The organism is Arthrobacter sp. SPG23, from assembly GCF_000876655.1.
In the GTDB taxonomy this organism is placed as follows: domain Bacteria; phylum Actinomycetota; class Actinomycetes; order Actinomycetales; family Micrococcaceae; genus Arthrobacter.
The window spans coordinates 22,904-38,843 of the sequence record NZ_JYCN01000009.1 but is presented as its reverse complement, the minus strand read 5'-3'; the positions used below and the strand labels follow the sequence as shown (position 1 = coordinate 38,843).

Genomic DNA, 15,940 nt, shown 5'->3' with positions numbered 1-15,940 from the left:
GCTTCACAAAGGGTCTAGTAGAACTGCTTGCCTGTTCGCCGGGTGTACAACTGGCGGGCGACGCGTTCGCCGGCCGCCGTCCAGGTTTTGTATTTCACCGGGCTGATGACCTGGTCATAGCAGCCCACGAAGTCGGTGACCGTCTTGCTGAAACTGGTCTTGAACAGGCCGAGTCCGTGGAACGGGTTGGACGTGTCCTTGAGTTTGTCGCTTGGCGGTGTGCCGCAGAAGTCGTACTCCGTGCAGCCGAGTTCCTTGACCTGGTTGATGGCCGTCCACTGGACCAGGTGGGAGTCGCCGTACTGGCTGCGCTTCTGGAGTGAGCCGCCGTCCTTGTACGTGCCTTTCCGGCCGTAGTTGATCACAAAGGCACCCACTGAGGGGACGCCGTTCTCGTAGACAAACAGGAGCCGGCCCTGGCCGCGGTTGATGAAGTTGGTCCAGAACTGCCGGTAATACTCGTATTCGCGAACCCTGACCTGCGACTTCGCTTCCACCGTGGTGGTCATCAGCGAGTACATGGCCCGGAAGTTCTCCTCGGTGGGCTCGACGTTGTGGACTTCCACGCCCTCCCGGATGGCCCGGCGAACAGCGTTGCGTCCCCTGGAGTGCAGGTTGCGGAGCAACTGGTTCTCTTCCGGGGCAATGTCCAGCAGCGCGGTGGAGTCATTGGGCTGGAGGTTGGGCGTTTTGAGCAGGCCGGCACCTTCGATGACCCGCCGCGCATCATCGGACAGGACGATGTCCGGCTCAATCTTGATGGCAAAGACGCCAAGCCTTGCACGCTTCACGAACTCGGCGTTGGCCGCAGCGATGCCCGGGATGTCCTCAACCGCTGCCACGTCCGGTCCCTTGATGAGGTACCAGAGCTTGCCCAGCACAGGAAACGACTTCTGCAGCACCAGGTTGTAGCTCGTGTAGTCCGCGGTTTCGTAGACCAGGTGGAGGGGCTTCCAGCCGAAGTGCTGTTTGACCTCGGCGAAGGCCTCGGACTGAAGCAGGTTTCCGCCGTTCGGGTTCGCAATGACGTGGTTGTCCCAGTTGGCGACCTCCTCGGGGGAGGCAAAGCGGGCGGTAAATTCTCGCAAGTGCGCGGTGTCCAATCTTTGCGGTCGGTGCTGCGGCTGCATGCCGGGCATGCAATCCACAAGTCTATCGGCCCTCCCTAGGAGGACGCTGACCGGATGGTTCCCCGCGGTCCGCCGGGCTCAGAGCCGGATCTGCTCCAGGGACTCGAGCCGGACGGCCAGGGGCTCCTTGCCCAGGGCACGTTGGCTCTTGGCCAGCCGGTCCGCATTTTCCAGCCGGGAAAGGCTCAGTCCGGTCATTTCGGCGATCCGGGCCACGGGAACCTGGAAGGTGCGGTAGGGGCCCAACGGCGGCGGTTCGTCGGCCAGGAGCCGTTCCCGGATGGCCTTCTTGAGGTCCACCTTCCCCAACAGCGGGGACTGGTCCAGCAGGAATCCGGCAGCAGCGAGTTTTCCGTCCATGGTCCAGGCCGCGATCTTCCAGAACTTCCGGGGTATCTGCACGCCGCGATACGGCAGGTCGTCGTCTTCCAATACCGGCCCCGTGAACACGCTGAGCTTGGCGTCGTAGAGGTCCGCATGGCTGAGGACGTGGTCCTCCAGCCCCACCCACAGTTCCTTGCCCTGGTTGAAGTCGTCGACCTGGGGCGCGGCATTGGTGAACGCGAAGGTGTCCTGGTTGGCTGCCCTGGCCGTCGCCTCATCGCCCCACACCGGATCCAGGCGCCGCACAAGGTGCCCCCGGTCAAAGGCGTTGTTCTTGTACACCTCCGGACCTGCCTGTTGCTCCTTCGGGATCCGGGGATCGAAATGCCAGGTCCCCTCGCGGGCCAGCGGCACCAGCTCGCGTCCGTGAATATTAACGCCGACGACGGCGGCCAGCTTGCGCGCCGTGCGCAGCCGGACGGAAAAGTGGATGTAATCAAGTAGAACCGTTGCTGCCGACGGACTGGGCAGCTCAAGGCGTGCCCGCAGAAAGTCCCGGTCATATCCCCCAGTCATAGCTCCATAGTGGCACTCCACCCGCAGGGTGGCCAGAGTGGTAGACAGCGGGGCTGGCCAGGGATGACTTGCGCACGCCACCGCCGGCGTGGCTCCGAGCTGACGCTTGACTCGACGTGCCGGACTGGCAAAGGTTGAAGCATGAAGGCTCCGCACGAACGGTCCATGGCCAGCGCCGCTGACGGCGGCGGGTCTGGCGGCGGGTCTGGAGCCCGTCCCGGAAGCCGCAGTACGGGTGCGCAGCTGCTCGGTCTGGCCGTTTCCCTGGGAGCCTCCGCGCTGGTTGCCTGGCTGGGTGCTTTCGCCACCCTGGGCAGTGTGGACGGCTGGTACGCCACAGCGGACAAGGCCCCGTGGTCCCCGCCGAACTGGGTTTTCGGTCCGGCCTGGACAGTGCTCTACACGGCCATGGCAGTGGCCGCATGGCTCGTCTGGCGGCGCGGCGGACAGCGCACCGGCCCCGCCCTGAGGGCGTACGGGGTGCAGCTGGGGTTGAACCTGTTGTGGACGCCGGTGTTCTTCGGCCTCTATCCGGTCATGGGCACGGCTGCGATGTGGCTGGGGCTTGCGATCATCATTTCCCTGATCATCGCCGTGACCGTGACCGTCCTGTACTTCGGCCCCATCAGCCGAACCGCCGGCCTCCTGCTGCTGCCCTATATCTCATGGCTGGTTTTCGCCACCAGCCTGAACTGGTGGGCGGCCCTGCACAACTAGGTCCCGACAGGCCCGGGCACTGTACCCTCAGCCATTGAACTGCGGGCTCAGCATTCCACGACGTTGACGGCCAGGCCGCCCATCGCGGTTTCCTTGTATTTGGAGGACATGTCCTTGCCGGTTTCGCGCATGGTCACGATCACCTCGTCCAGGGACACCCGGTGCGTGCCGTCCCCCCACAACGCCATCTTCGCGGCGTTAATGGCCTTCGCCGCCGCGATCGCGTTCCGCTCAATACAAGGGATCTGCACGAGCCCGCCGATCGGATCACACGTCAAGCCCAGGTTGTGCTCCATCGCGATTTCCGCGGCGTTCTCCACCTGCGCAGGCGTGCCGCCCATCACCTCGGCCAGGCCCGCGGCCGCCATCGACGACGCCGAGCCCACCTCGCCCTGGCAACCCACCTCCGCCCCCGAGATCGAGGCCTGCTCCTTGTAAAGCACCCCCACCGCAGCGGCAGCCAGCAGGAACTTCACCACCACATCGTCACGGTCCTGCCGGGTGGCCCGGTCCATGCCCGGAGCGAAATGCAGCGCGTAATACAGCACCGCCGGGATGATCCCGGCAGCACCGTTCGTCGGCGCAGTGACCACCCGGCCACCTGAAGCATTCTCCTCATTGACCGCCAGCGCGATCAGGTTCACCCACTCCTGCCAGTACTTCGGATCCCGGTAGGCGGGGTCCTGGCCGCGGTTCTCCTTCAACAGGCGTTCGTGCCAGTCCGGTGCCCGACGGCGGACCTTCAGCCCGCCCGGCAGCAGCCCCTCCCGCTTCAGGGACACCGCGACGCACTCCTCCATCACCGAATAGATGTGCAGCAGGCCCTCGCGGATCTCGGCCTCGGACCGGGACGCCCGTTCGTTGACGAACATGATATCGCCGATGGACAGGCCCTTGGACTGGCAGCGGCCCAGCAGCTCCGCCGCGGTGCGGAACGGCAGCGGAAGCTCCTTCTTGGACTCGTCCAGTTCCTTCAGCGCCGCCTCTTCCTCGCCCTCGCGGACAATGAAGCCGCCGCCCACGGAGAAGAACGTCGCCTGATGCAGGACCTCGCCGCCGGCGTCCGTGACGGTGAACGTCATCCCGTTGGTGTGCCGCGGCAGGATGGTCAACGGCCGCAGCACCATGTCCTTCACCCCGTACGGCAGCGGAACACCCGCTCCGTCACCGGCACCGGCAAGCTGCAGGGTCCCGGTCTCGGCGATCGCCGCGAGCCGCTCCTCCACCTCCGCGGGAAGGATCTTCTCCGGGTGGTAACCCTCCAAACCCAGCAGGATCGCCGTCATGGTCCCGTGCCCGTGCCCGGTGGCGGCGAGGGAACCATACAAATCCACCCGCAGCCCGGCCACCTTGCCCAGGTCCCCGGACGCCCTCAGCTCCTCGGCGAACACCGCAGCGGCCCGCATCGGGCCCACCGTGTGCGAACTCGAGGGCCCAATCCCGATGGAAAAAAGATCGAAAACTCCAACGGCCATGGTCGGTTCCTCACTAGCTCTAACTCTGGTCCGGCAGATGGTCCTGCCGGAGGGCAGTGCAGCCGCCGGTGGGCGGTCGCACTGCCGGATGCACGACGCCGGGCGGCAGCTTGTGGCGGCCGCCCGGCGTCGTGATCTGTACTTCTGTAATACGGGCTCTAGCCGAGGTTGGCAACTGACGGGTAGAGCGGGTGGGCGGCGGCGAGTGCCTCGACCCGTGAACGCAGACCGGAGAGGTCCGCGTCGGCGTCGGCAATCAGCGCCTCAGCGATGATATCCGCAACCTCGGCGAAGGCGGCTTCGCCGAAACCGCGGGTCGCGAGGGCCGGGGTGCCGATGCGCAGTCCCGAGGTGACCATCGGCGGCCGGGGATCAAACGGAACGGCATTGCGGTTCACGGTGATGTCGATGGCAGCGAGGCGGTCCTCAGCCTGCTGGCCGTCGAGTACGCAGTTGCGCAGGTCCACCAGGACCAGGTGCACGTCGGTGCCGCCGGAGATCACGTTAATCCCCTTGGCGGTGACGTCCGGCTGGACCAGGCGGTCAGCCAGGATCCGGGCACCGGCAAGGACGCGCTCCTGGCGTTCCTTGAACTCCGGGGACGCCGCGATCTTGAAGGCGACGGCCTTGCCGGCGATGACGTGCTCCAGCGGTCCGCCCTGCTGCCCGGGGAACACTGCCGAGTTGATCTTCTTGGCGATGTCGGCGTCGTTGGAGAGAATGATGCCGCCGCGCGGACCGGCGAGGGTCTTGTGCGTGGTGGAGGTGGTGACGTGCGCGTGCGGAACCGGTGACGGGTGCAGCCCGGCCGCGACCAGCCCGGCGAAGTGCGCCATGTCCACCATGAGGTAAGCGCCCACGGAGTCGGCGATCCGGCGGAACTCGGCAAAGTCCAGCTGCCGAGCGTAGGCGGACCAGCCGGCGACGATCAGCTGCGGCTTGTGCTCCTGGGCCAGGCGCTCCACCTCGGCCATGTCGATCCGGTGGTCCTCTTCGCGGACCTGGTACGGGATGACGTTGTACAGGCGGCCGGAGAAGTTGATCCGCATGCCGTGGGTCAGGTGCCCGCCATGTGCCAGGTTCAGGCCCATGATGGTGTCGCCCGGCTTGATCAGCGCGTGCATCACCGAGGCGTTGGCCTGGGCACCGGAGTGCGGCTGGACATTCGCGTACTCGGCACCGAACAGGCCCTTCACCCGGTCGATGGCCAGCTGCTCCACCACGTCAACGTGCTCACAGCCGCCGTAGTAGCGCTTCCCCGGGTAGCCCTCGGCGTACTTGTTCGTCAGCACCGAGCCCTGCGCCTGCATGACGGCCTTGGCGGTGTGGTTTTCCGAGGCGATCATTTCCAGGCCGGTGCGCTGGCGGGCCAGCTCGTCGTCGATCTTCGCCGCGATCTCCGGGTCCAGTGCGGACAGGTCCGCATCCAAGGACGGGGAGACAACCTGCTCAAACGCGACGGTGCTTGTGCCTGCGGCCGCGGTTGCGCCGCTCACAGTTCGCCGCCGTTCTTGGCAGCGTATTCCTCGGCGGAGAGCAGCGGGCCGTCGGATTCAGCGGCGACCTTGAAGAGCCAGCCGGCACCGTACGGATCGCTGTTGATCAGTGCGGGGTCGTCGACGACGGCGGAGTTGGTTTCCGTGACCTCGCCCGTAACCGGGGAGTACAGGTCCGAAACGGACTTGGTGGATTCGACTTCGCCGCAGGTCTCCCCCGCGGTCACAGTGGCGCCGACCTCGGGCAGGTCAACGTACACGATGTCGCCGAGGGCGTCCGTGGCCACGGCGGAAATGCCGATCGAGACCAGGTTGCCGGCTTCCCGGGCCACCCACTCGTGCTCGTCGGAGTACTGAAGTTCAGCGGCTACTTTTGCCATGTGTTTTTTCCTTTACGTTTGAAAATCTCTTGTGGTCGAGCGGGAGGCGGGGTGACCGAGTTCTCCGCGTGTGGCCGGGTTTGGACAAGCTCAACCCCCAATGATCGAGCTTGCCGGGTGGGTATGCGACAGCTGACGGCCCCCTTCGGGGCTGGCATCCGGAAGCGTGCGTCTAAGGGAGCGTCACGTCCGCCCAGCGGGCGTCTACGCGACCGAGCACGCGGAGGATGTCAGCCCCGACGGGGCCTGCGGCCCCGGAGCCGGCCTATGGGTTACTTTTGGCGCTTGTAGAAAGGCAGTGCGACGACTTCGAAGGGCTCCGCTTTGCCGCGCAGGTCGATGTCCAGGGCGGTCCCCACCTCGGAGTGTTCGACGTCGACATAAGCGAGCGCCACAGGGTAACCAAGCGTGGGGCTCGGCTGGCCGGAGGTCACTTCGCCAACCACTGCGCCGTCCTTGAGGACCGGGTAGTGGCCCCGGCCTGCGCGCCGGCCCAGGCCCTTGAGGCCCACCAGCTTGCGCCCGCTCGTGGAGCCGGCGCCGCCGGCCTTGAGTGCCTCGAGGGCCGCGCGGCCCACGAAGTCGCTTTCCTTGGCGAGCGAAACAACCGGGCCGAGGCCCGCTGCGAAGGGGTTGCCTTCGCGGGAAAGCTCGTTGCCGTAGAGCGGCATGCCGGCTTCCAGGCGCAGCGAGTCGCGGCATGCCAGGCCGGCGGGAACGAGCTCGCCTTCCTCGGCGACGGCCGCGACGGCCTGCCACAGGGCTGCGGCGTCGTCGTTGTCCACGAAGATCTCGAAGCCGTCCTCACCGGTGTACCCGGTGCGGGCCAGCAGGAGGTCCTTGCTGCTGCCGGCCACCATGAAGGGTACTTCGACGGCGGCGTAGTACTTCAGTCCGGTAACCAGCTCGTGCTGGGCCGCCGGAACCAGGCGAAGGAGGATGCCTTCGGCCTTGGGACCCTGGACGGCGATCAGCGAGGTCCGGGCGGAAGCGTCGTCCACGACGACGTCGAAGTTCGCTGCCCGTTCGGCCAGGGCCGCCGCAACCACCACGGCGTTGCCGGCGTTGGGCACCACCAGGAATTTGTCCGTGCCGTCTTCAGCCGCGGGGCGACGGTACGTGATGAGGTCGTCGATGATGCCGCCGTCGTCCTGGCAGATCAGCGAGTACTTGGCCTTGCCCACGGACATGGCGGAGATCTTTCCCACCAGGGCGTAGTCCAGGAATGCTGCGGCGTCCGGGCCGGTGACCCAGACTTCGCCCATGTGGGAGAGATCGAACAGGCCGGCGGCGTTGCGGACGGCGTGGTGCTCGGCCAGCTCGGAGGAATACTTCAGGGGCATCTGCCAGCCACCGAAATCGGTGAAGGACGCGCCGAGCTTCTTGTGCTCTTCATAGAGCGCGGTGTAGTTCTCAGTCATCGGGGGAATCCTTAGTTTTCGAAGTCTTCGATGGGCGGGCAGGAGCAGATCAGGTTGCGGTCACCGGCTGCGCCGTCAATGCGGCCCACGGGCGGGAAGTACTTGTCCTGCTTGAGGTGGTGGACCGGGAAGGCGGCCTGCTCACGCGGGTACTCGCGCTTCCAGTCGGAGGAGACGACGGCGGCAGCGGTGTGCGGTGCGTTGCGCAGCGGGCTGTTGTCCACGGTGAAGTCGCCGTTGGCCACCTGGTCGATTTCCTGGCGGATGGTGATCATCGCGTCAATGAAGCGGTCGATCTCCACGAGGTCCTCGGACTCGGTGGGCTCCACCATGAGCGTGCCGGCAACCGGGAACGCCAGGGTGGGTGCGTGGAAACCGAAGTCGATGAGGCGCTTGGCCACGTCTTCCGCGGTAACGCCGGTCCTGGCCGTCAGTTCACGGAGGTCCAGGATGCACTCGTGCGCCACGAGTCCGCCTTCGCCGGTGTACAGGACCGGGAAGAACTCGTTCAGGCGGGAAGCGATGTAGTTCGCGGCCAGCAGGGCGGACTTGGTGGCCTCGGTCAGGCCGGCACCGCCCATCAGCTTCACGTAGGCCCAGGAGATCGGCAGCACTCCGGCGGAACCGAAGCGCGACGCCGAGATCGCCACGCCGTGGCCGTCCTCGTGTGCAGCCTTGTTGGCATCCCCCGGCATGAACGGCGCCAGGTGGGCCTTGGCCGCCACCGGGCCGACGCCCGGTCCGCCGCCGCCGTGCGGGATGCAGAAGGTTTTATGCAGGTTCAGGTGGGACACGTCGCCGCCGAACTTGCCCGGCTGCGCCAGGCCCACCAGGGCGTTCAGGTTGGCGCCGTCAACGTACACCTGCCCACCGGCCGCGTGCACCGAGTCGCAGATTTCGCGGACGTCGGCGTCGTACACGCCGTGCGTGGACGGGTAGGTGATCATGATCGCGGACAGGACGTCCTTGTGGGCTTCGATCTTCGCCTGGAAGTCGGTGTGGTCGATCGTGCCGTCGGCGGCGGTGGCCACGACCACCACCTTCATGCCGGCCAGGACGGCCGAGGCGGCGTTGGTGCCGTGCGCCGACGCCGGGATCAGGCAGACGTTGCGCTGGTCATCGCCGCGGGACAGGTGGTAGCCGCGGATCGCGAGCAGGCCCGCGAGCTCGCCCTGGGAGCCGGCGTTCGGCTGGATGGAGACCTGGTCGTAGCCGGTGATCTCGGCGAGGTCCGCTTCCAGGCCCTCGATCAGTTCACGCCAGCCCTCGGTCTGGGAATCCGGGGCAAACGGGTGGATAGAGGCGAACTCCGGCCAGGAGATGGCTTCCATCTCGGCGGTGGCGTTCAGCTTCATGGTGCACGAGCCCAGCGGAATCATGGTGCGGTCCAGCGCGAGGTCGCGGTCCGAGAGCTTGCGGATGTAGCGCAGCAGCTGCGTTTCCGAGCGGTGCGTGTTGAACACCGGGTGCTGCAGGTACTCCGAGGAACGCTCGACGGCGGCCTCGAGGGCAAAGGCAGCCCCACTGTCAGAACCGCCGTCGGCGGCGTCCACAACCGAAGCGCCAAAGACGCCGGCCACGGCGGCGACGGTTTCCGGCGTCGTGGTTTCGTCAGTGGAAATGCCGACGGTGTCTGCGTCGATGCCGCGCAGGTTGATGCCCTTGGCTTCGGCGGCGGCGACGATGTCAGCGGCCTTGCCCGGGACGCGGACGGTGATGGTGTCGAAGAAGCTGCCGTGCAGGACCTCGAGCCCCGCGGACTGCAGGGACGCGGCCAGGGTGCGGGCGTTGTTGTGGACGGCCTCGGCGATGGCCTTCAGTCCGTCGGGGCCGTGGTAGACGGCGTACATGGAGGAAACGATGGCCAGCAGGGCCTGTGCGGTGCAGATGTTGGACGTGGCCTTCTCGCGGCGGATGTGCTGCTCGCGGGTCTGCAGGGCAAGGCGGTAGGCCGGGGTTCCGGCGTTGTCCTTGGACACACCCACCAGGCGGCCGGGCATGGAGCGCTCGAGGCCCTTCTGGACGGCCATGTAGGCGGCGTGCGGGCCGCCGAAGAACAGCGGCACGCCCAGGCGCTGGGTGGAGCCGACGGCGATGTCCGCACCCTGCTCGCCCGGAGGGGTGATCAGGGTCAGCGAGAGCAGGTCGGCCGCAACGGTGACCAGTGCGCCGCGTTCCTTCGCGGCGGCAATGACGGCGGCGTGGTCGAACACCCGGCCGGAAACGCCCGGCTGCTGCAGCACGATGCCGTTGATGTCGCCGTCGGGAAGTCCCTGGGACAGGTCCGCCACCTCGACTTCGAAGCCGAGGGCCTCGGCACGGCCCTTGACGATGGCGATGGTCTGGGGCAGGACATCGGCGTCCAGGACGGTCTTGCCGTCGTGGGCGGCTTTGTTCTTGTTGGCACGCCGCATCATGAGGACCGCTTCGGCCACGGCAGTGGCTTCGTCCAGCAGGGAGGCGTTGGCGATGGGCAGGCCCACGAGGTCCTGGACCATGGTCTGGAAGTTCAGGAGGGCCTCCAGGCGGCCCTGCGAGATTTCCGGCTGGTACGGGGTGTAGGCGGTGTACCAGGCCGGGGACTCCAGGATGTTGCGGCGGATCACCGCCGGGGTCACTGTGTCGTAGTAGCCCTGGCCGATCATCTGCACGGCCGTCTTGTTCTTGCCAGCCAGCTTGCGCAGCTCGGCCAGTACTTCGACCTCGCTCAGGGCGTCCTGCAAGGTCAGGGCGACTTCCTGGCGGATGTCTTTGGGAACCGCGGTGTCTACCAGCGACTCGACGGTGTCGTAGCCGACGGACTTGAGCATGGTGTCGATGTCGGCCTGGCGGCGGGCGCCAATATGCCGGTCGACGAAGGTGGTGGAGGCTGAACTAACCGTCACGAAGGAACTCCATTACTAATGGCGGCGCAGGGTACGCCGCAGTGGTCCGGGTTCCTCCCCGCTCTGTATTGGACCTGAGAGTTTCCGCAGGACCGTGCTTTCGCACAGCTCCGCTTGCACCGTCGGTGAGCATGGCGTGTCCGGTCTGCTGCCTCCAACCGGGTTGGGGCACGAACGGACAGCCTGCTGCTTTCCAGAGTTGCCTTGCCGCGGCGGTACGTGGGCCTGAGAGATTCCTGGGGAGGGTTTGCTCCTACGGCGCCTGCTTGTACCTACTTGCAGAACTCTCCCGCCGCAGATCAAAGGCATATTTAGTTAGCGGTGACAACAGTCACAGCTCTAATTGTCCTACGTGGAAGTCCAGTCTGCAAACTCCGCAGACAGTCCAGCGCCGCATTACGGCCCGGGTCGCGGCGGAGCCGGCAGAAAGACCCGCGGCCTCGCGGGACGGTCAGCCGCGGAGCCGCTCGACGGCGGCCAGCAGGCTATCGACGTCGCCGCTCATTTCGGGCGGGGCGGCGCCGGGGCCGCTGGCCAGCATGGCATTGAAGTAGAGGCCGTCACCCATGTACAGCACGGCCTTGGCCATGGCCGGGCCGACGTCCCCGGCCAACAGTCCAAGCCAGCTCCCCTGGACGGCCGCAAAACGGTGCAGCGTTTCCTTGTGCGCAACTTCGGCGAGCCGGGTGGCCGCCACAAAAGCCCGGTCCAGCGGAGTGTCCGCCCAGAGGGAGGACTTGATGAAGTAGACGGCGGCTCCTTCGGGAGCTTTAGCCATGGCGTCCAAGTCCCCCGCAACCAGCCGATCCATCCGTTCCAGCAGGGCCGAAATCATGGCCTCCTTGTTCGGAAAGTGGTATAGGAGCCCGCCTTTGGACACCTCCGCACGCCGTGCCACGGCATCCAGCGTGGCGGCGCGTTCGCCCACCTCAATCAGCAGGGATTCAAAAGCATCGAGCACAGCTTCGCGCGCTACGGGTTTTCTGGCCATGGTTCCTATCATGCCCGGTGGTCCGGGCTCATTTCTTAACTATACCGTCCAGACGGTACAGTTATTTTCATGGGAAACTTGTCATCACCTTCGACGCCGGCCGCGCAGCGCCTCGTCGCCGCAACGTCCCCCGCCGCCGGCACCCGCTCACCCGCCGCGAAGCCGGGCCGCGACTGGCTGGCCCTGGCGCTTTTGATGTTCCCGGTACTGCTGGTCGCCGTGGACAACACCGCGCTGACGTTCGCGCTGCCTGCCATCGCCACTGCCCTTGCGCCCACCGGCGTTCAGCTGCTGTGGATCGTTGACGCTTACCCCCTGGTCCTCGCCGGCCTCCTGATTGCCATGGGGAGCCTCGGCGACAGGATCGGCCGGCGCCGGCTCCTGCTGATCGGCAGCACCGGCTTTGCCGCGGTCTCAGCTGCCACGGCTTTCGCCCCCAGCGCAGAATGGCTCATCGCCGGCCGCGCAGCACTTGGACTTTTCGGCGCGATGCTCATGCCCTCCACCCTGTCCCTGATCCGCAACATCTTTCCCGACCCCAACCGGCGGCGGCTGGCAATCGCGATGTGGGCGGCAGGATTCTCGGGCGGCGCAGCGCTGGGGCCGATTTTCGGCGGCTGGCTCGTGGAGCACTACTGGTGGGGCGCAATCCTGCTCGTGTCCGTGCCCATCATGCTGCCCATCCTGCTGCTTGGCCGGGCCCTGATTCCCGAGTCCAGGGACCCCCGGCCCGGAGCAGTGGATGGTGCCAGCATCGCCCTCTCCCTGTTGACAATGGTTCCGCTGGTCTACGGCATCAAGGCATTGGCAACCGAGGGTTTCGGGCCGCTGCCGGCAGCGGCCATCAGCCTCGGACTCCTGATGGGCTACATGTTCGTCCGGCGCCAAAAGAGGCTGCCCAGCCCCCTGCTGGACATCAGCCTTTTCGGAAACAGGATTTTCAGCACGGCCATCACGGCCAACGTCCTGGCACTGTTTTCCTTTAATGGCTTCATCCTGTTCCTGGCCCAGCACCTCCAGCTCCTGGAGGGCCGGCGGCCCACGGAGGCCGGAATCGCCATGATCCCTGCCCTGATTGCCACCGTGGCCGCCGGGCTGCTGGTGGTCCCGCTGGTGCGGAAAATACGGCCCGGCTTCGTCGTGGCCGGAGGCCTTTCGCTGAGCGCCACCGGCTACTTCATGGTGGCGTTCGGCGACCACTCCGGCGGCCCGGCGCTTTTGCTGGGCGCCCTCCTGGTCCTGGCCCTCGGGGTGGGAGCAGCCGAAACGATTTCCAACGACCTGATCCTGGGGGCGGTGCCGCCGGAGAAATCAGGGGCGGCTGCGGCCATCTCTGAGACCGGCTACGAGATCGGCTCGCTGCTTGGCACGGCCGTCCTCGGCTCGATCCTGACGGCGTCCTACCAGCGGAACCTGGTCCTGCCGGAGGGCATCGCAGCTGCGGGCCCCGGCGGCGGCTGGCACGGTATCACCCACGCCCGCGAGACCCTGGCGGGGGCCATGGAACTGGCACACTCGCTCCCGGCACCGCTGGCGGACGCCCTGACGTCCGCCGCCCGGGTTGCGTTTGAGTCGGGTGTCCACGTGACGGCGTTTATCGGGCTGGTACTGATGGCGGGGGCGGCAGCCTTTGTCGCCGTCGTACTTCGCGGAGTGCCCAAAGCCACGTAAAGCCGTCCCGCCTCAGTCCTGCTCGACAAATATCGGGAGCGCGTCCAGCGCTCCGTAGTGCAACAGAAAGCCCGGCACCGGAATCATCCGGCGCCGGGCTTTCGTCATACCTGCCTGCTGTACTGCCGGGCTTACTTGCTGTCGGGAGTGGTCACACTGGCCGAGGCCTTCATGTTCTCCGCGCCCACCATCCAGGCATACTGCTCGAGCTTGGAGATGAACTCATGCAAAAGGTCCGCCGTCGTGGGATCTTCCTCATCAACTTCATCGTGGACCTTGCGCATGGTGCCTACAGCAGCTTCGAGCGCCGCGACGATGCGGTCGACTGCATCCTTGGTGTTGATCAGCCCCTGCGGGAACTGCGCAAGGCTGGTGGTCTCCGCGACGGTGGAACTGCGGCCGTCCGGCAGGGCGTGGAGTGCCCGCATGCGCTCCGCCATGTCATCGGCGAAGTTCCGGGCGGCATCGATGATTTCATCCAGCTGCAGGTGGAGGTCGCGGAAGTTCGTTCCCACGATGTTCCAGTGGGCCTGCTTGCCCTGGATGTGCAGTTCAATCAGGTCCGCGAGCACAGCCTGCAGATTATTCGTCAGCGTCGGTGATGCCTTCATTGATCCTCCTGGTGTCAGCGGTTTCTCGGGTAATCCGAAACTATCCCAGCCGCCACAACGGCGCCACCGAATCTCGCGGGCGGCTTAACAAAATGATTATTCTTCATTTTTTCCTTGCCACAGGGCCCCTTCACGTGAATACTAAATGAACGTCATTCATTTAGTGACGACCGTCTCACTGGAGTATTCACCATGATTGAAATCACCTGCCTTGAACCGCCCGCTTCCCTGGCGCGGACGCAGCCTTCTGACCGTCCTGCCCTGAGGATCGGTGTAGTCCAGCACCGCTGGCATGCCGACCCCGCGGACCTCCGCGCAGAACTTGAGGACGGCATCGCACGCGCAGCCCGGCTGGGAGCCACCGTCGTCTTCCTGCCGGAGCTCACGCTGTCCCGCTACCCGGCTGATGCGCTTCCCGAAAACGACACTTCCCGTTCCTGGGCCGCCCGGCCACGCCCCTCGGACCTCGCCGAGGACCTGCTGACGGGCCCCACGTTCCGGTTCGCCGCCGAGGCCGCACGGCGGCGCGGCATTGCCGTGCATGCATCGCTGTACCAGCGCGCCGAGAACCCGGACGGTTCGGACGACGGCCTGGGGTTGAACACTGCGATCCTGGTGTCCCCCGAGGGTGAGCTGCTGGCCCGCACACATAAGCTCCACATCCCGGTGACCGCCGGATACTACGAGGACAAGTTCTTCCGCCAAGGCCCGGCCTCGGACGATGCCTACGAGGTCCACTCCGCCGCCGAACTCGGCGGCGCCAGGCTGGGGATGCCCACCTGCTGGGACGAATGGTTCCCTGAACTCGCGCGGCTGTACTCGCTCGGCGGGGCGGAAATCCTGGTCTACCCCACTGCCATCGGCTCCGAACCGGACCACCCCGGCTTCGACACCCAGCCGCTCTGGCAGCAGGTGATCGTGGGCAACGGCATCGCGAACGGCCTGTTCATGGTGGCGCCCAACCGGTGGGGTAACGAGGGCACGCTGAACTTCTACGGCTCCTCCTTCATCTCGGACCCCTACGGCCGGATCCTGGCCCAGGCGCCCCGCGACGAATCCGCCGTCCTCGTCGCCGACCTGGACCTGGACCAGCGCAGGGACTGGCTCACGCTGTTCCCGTTCCTGGCCACCCGCCGTCCGGACACTTACGCCCGGCTCACCGAACCCGTGCGGCGCGGGCAACCGCTCGGCGGCGAAGCACACATCTACCACGAGGTGACCGCGTGAGCCACTGGCGCATGCCCGCAGAGACGGCGCCGCAGGAACGCATCTGGATGGCGTTCCCCACCGGCGGCTACACCCTCGGCGACACCGCCGAAGAGGCGCATGCCGCGCGGACCGTCTGGGCCGCCGTCGCCAATGCCGCGGTGGAGTTCGAGCCGGTCACCGTGGTGGTGACGCCCGACGACGTCGAGACCGCCGCGCGCTACCTGCGTCCCGCCGTCGAGGTGCTCACCGCGGACCTGAATGACGCCTGGATGCGGGACATTGGCCCCACCTTTGTCCTCGACAGCGACGGGCGCCTCGGTGCCGTCGACTGGGTCTTCAACGGCTGGGGCGGGCAGGACTGGGCCCGCTGGGACAAGGACTCGCTGATCGGAGCGGAAGTAGCCGGCCGGTCCGGCGCCCGGCACATTGCCTCCGCCCTCGTCAATGAAGGCGGCGGCATCCAGGTGGACGGCGAGGGAACCGTGCTGGTGACCGAGACCGTGCAGCTGGATCCGGGACGCAACCCCGGGCTGTCCAAGGCCGAGGTGGAAGCAGAGCTCGCCCGCACCCTCGGCGCCACCCATGTCATCTGGCTTCCCCGCGGCCTGACCAGGGATTCAGAGCGGTTCGGCACCCGCGGCCACGTGGACATTGTGGCCGCCATCCCGTCCCCGGGCACACTGCTGGTCCACTCCCAGCAGGACACGGCACACCCCGACTTTGAGGTCAGCCGCGAAATCATCAGTTTCCTGTCCACTACCCGGGACGCAGCCGGCCGCGAGTGGAACATCATCGAGGTCCCCGCTCCCGAAGCGCTCAGTGACCGCGAGGGCTTCGTGGACTACAGCTACATCAACCACCTCGTGGTCAACGGCGGCGTGATTGCCTGCACCTTCGGGGATCCCAACGACGAAAAGGCCCTCCGCATCCTCGCCGACGCCTACCCCGGCCGCCGGGTTGTGGGCATTGACGCCCGCGAGCTGTTCGCCAGGGGCGGCGGCATCCACTGCATCACCCAGCAGCAACCCGCTGCCTCCTAGACCGAACTGACCAC

At 66.5% G+C, this 15,940-nt stretch carries 13 protein-coding genes and 1 riboswitch; of the genes, 4 read left to right on the top strand and 9 right to left on the bottom strand.

Features of this window, described 5'->3' with window-relative positions:
• Positions 1-14: 14 nt before the first annotated feature.
• Both TV39_RS03525 and TV39_RS03520 read right to left on the bottom strand, forming a co-directional pair.
• The gene (locus TV39_RS03525; protein WP_043478447.1) at positions 15-1,088 is read right to left on the bottom strand and encodes a lipid II:glycine glycyltransferase FemX; all 1,074 of its coding nucleotides are present in this window, start codon (positions 1,086-1,088) and stop codon (positions 15-17) included.
• A gap of 120 nt (positions 1,089-1,208) precedes the next feature.
• Positions 1,209-2,030 carry a DNA/RNA non-specific endonuclease gene (locus tag TV39_RS03520; protein WP_043478444.1) on the bottom strand — a complete coding sequence of 274 codons (822 nt, stop codon included), beginning with the start codon at positions 2,028-2,030 and terminating at the stop codon, positions 1,209-1,211.
• Between the two features lie 141 nt (positions 2,031-2,171).
• Between TV39_RS03520 and TV39_RS03515 the strand changes: the two genes are divergently transcribed.
• A complete protein-coding gene (locus tag TV39_RS03515; RefSeq protein WP_043478441.1) occupies positions 2,172-2,747 on the top strand; it encodes a TspO/MBR family protein in 576 nt (191 codons plus the stop codon).
• A 47-nt stretch (positions 2,748-2,794) separates the two neighbouring features.
• On the opposite strand, the gene TV39_RS03510 is transcribed toward TV39_RS03515, so the two are convergent.
• The 6 genes from TV39_RS03510 to TV39_RS03485 all read right to left on the bottom strand — a co-directional run bounded on the left by TV39_RS03510 (position 2,795) and on the right by TV39_RS03485 (position 11,395).
• Entirely contained in the window at positions 2,795-4,222 is a 1,428-nt protein-coding gene (locus TV39_RS03510) for an L-serine ammonia-lyase (protein ID WP_043478439.1), read from the bottom strand.
• Between the two features lie 158 nt (positions 4,223-4,380).
• Positions 4,381-5,718 (bottom strand): serine hydroxymethyltransferase, encoded by a 1,338-nt coding sequence (glyA, locus tag TV39_RS03505; RefSeq protein WP_043478436.1) that lies wholly within the window; start codon positions 5,716-5,718, stop codon positions 4,381-4,383.
• Complete coding sequence (gene gcvH / locus TV39_RS03500; protein WP_043478433.1) at positions 5,715-6,098, bottom strand: glycine cleavage system protein GcvH; 384 nt, start codon at positions 6,096-6,098, stop codon at positions 5,715-5,717. The genes glyA and gcvH overlap by 4 nt, the downstream gene beginning before the upstream one ends.
• 272 nt (positions 6,099-6,370) lie before the next feature.
• The gene (gene gcvT, locus TV39_RS03495; protein ID WP_043478430.1) at positions 6,371-7,519 is read right to left on the bottom strand and encodes a glycine cleavage system aminomethyltransferase GcvT; all 1,149 of its coding nucleotides are present in this window, start codon (positions 7,517-7,519) and stop codon (positions 6,371-6,373) included.
• An 11-nt stretch (positions 7,520-7,530) separates the two neighbouring features.
• Positions 7,531-10,404 (bottom strand): aminomethyl-transferring glycine dehydrogenase, encoded by a 2,874-nt coding sequence (gene gcvP / locus TV39_RS03490; RefSeq protein WP_043478427.1) that lies wholly within the window; start codon positions 10,402-10,404, stop codon positions 7,531-7,533.
• Positions 10,405-10,607: 203 nt separating this feature from the next.
• A riboswitch (glycine riboswitch) is annotated at positions 10,608-10,706 on the bottom strand.
• Between the two features lie 149 nt (positions 10,707-10,855).
• The gene (locus tag TV39_RS03485; protein WP_043479054.1) at positions 10,856-11,395 is read right to left on the bottom strand and encodes a TetR/AcrR family transcriptional regulator; all 540 of its coding nucleotides are present in this window, start codon (positions 11,393-11,395) and stop codon (positions 10,856-10,858) included.
• Positions 11,396-11,464: 69 nt separating this feature from the next.
• Here TV39_RS03485 and TV39_RS03480 point away from each other — a divergent pair, with 69 nt between their 5' ends.
• The gene (locus TV39_RS03480) at positions 11,465-13,066 is read left to right on the top strand and encodes an MFS transporter (protein ID WP_144406299.1); all 1,602 of its coding nucleotides are present in this window, start codon (positions 11,465-11,467) and stop codon (positions 13,064-13,066) included.
• A gap of 131 nt (positions 13,067-13,197) precedes the next feature.
• On the opposite strand, the gene TV39_RS03475 is transcribed toward TV39_RS03480, so the two are convergent.
• Positions 13,198-13,677, bottom strand: coding sequence for a Dps family protein (locus tag TV39_RS03475; RefSeq protein WP_043478424.1), 480 nt, complete (start codon positions 13,675-13,677; stop codon positions 13,198-13,200).
• A 192-nt stretch (positions 13,678-13,869) separates the two neighbouring features.
• Between TV39_RS03475 and TV39_RS03470 the strand changes: the two genes are divergently transcribed.
• On the top strand, positions 13,870-14,904 hold the full coding sequence (locus tag TV39_RS03470) for a nitrilase-related carbon-nitrogen hydrolase (protein WP_043478421.1): 1,035 nt from the start codon (positions 13,870-13,872) through the stop codon (positions 14,902-14,904).
• Positions 14,901-15,926, top strand: coding sequence for an agmatine deiminase family protein (locus TV39_RS03465; protein ID WP_043478419.1), 1,026 nt, complete (start codon positions 14,901-14,903; stop codon positions 15,924-15,926). Before TV39_RS03470 ends, TV39_RS03465 begins: the two co-directional genes overlap by 4 nt.
• Positions 15,927-15,940: the final 14 nt, after the last annotated feature.

Coding starts and splice junctions, on each gene's coding strand:
- TV39_RS03510 (WP_043478439.1), bottom strand. CDS start 4,222: ATGGCCGTTGGAGTTTTCGATCTTTTTTCCATCGGGATTGGGCCCTCG.
- TV39_RS03470 (WP_043478421.1), top strand. CDS start 13,870: ATGATTGAAATCACCTGCCTTGAACCGCCCGCTTCCCTGGCGCGGACG.
- gcvH (WP_043478433.1), bottom strand. CDS start 6,098: ATGGCAAAAGTAGCCGCTGAACTTCAGTACTCCGACGAGCACGAGTGG.
- TV39_RS03475 (WP_043478424.1), bottom strand. CDS start 13,677: ATGAAGGCATCACCGACGCTGACGAATAATCTGCAGGCTGTGCTCGCG.
- TV39_RS03485 (WP_043479054.1), bottom strand. CDS start 11,395: ATGGCCAGAAAACCCGTAGCGCGCGAAGCTGTGCTCGATGCTTTTGAA.
- gcvT (WP_043478430.1), bottom strand. CDS start 7,519: ATGACTGAGAACTACACCGCGCTCTATGAAGAGCACAAGAAGCTCGGC.
- TV39_RS03520 (WP_043478444.1), bottom strand. CDS start 2,030: ATGACTGGGGGATATGACCGGGACTTTCTGCGGGCACGCCTTGAGCTG.
- TV39_RS03515 (WP_043478441.1), top strand. CDS start 2,172: ATGAAGGCTCCGCACGAACGGTCCATGGCCAGCGCCGCTGACGGCGGC.
- TV39_RS03480 (WP_144406299.1), top strand. CDS start 11,465: ATGGGAAACTTGTCATCACCTTCGACGCCGGCCGCGCAGCGCCTCGTC.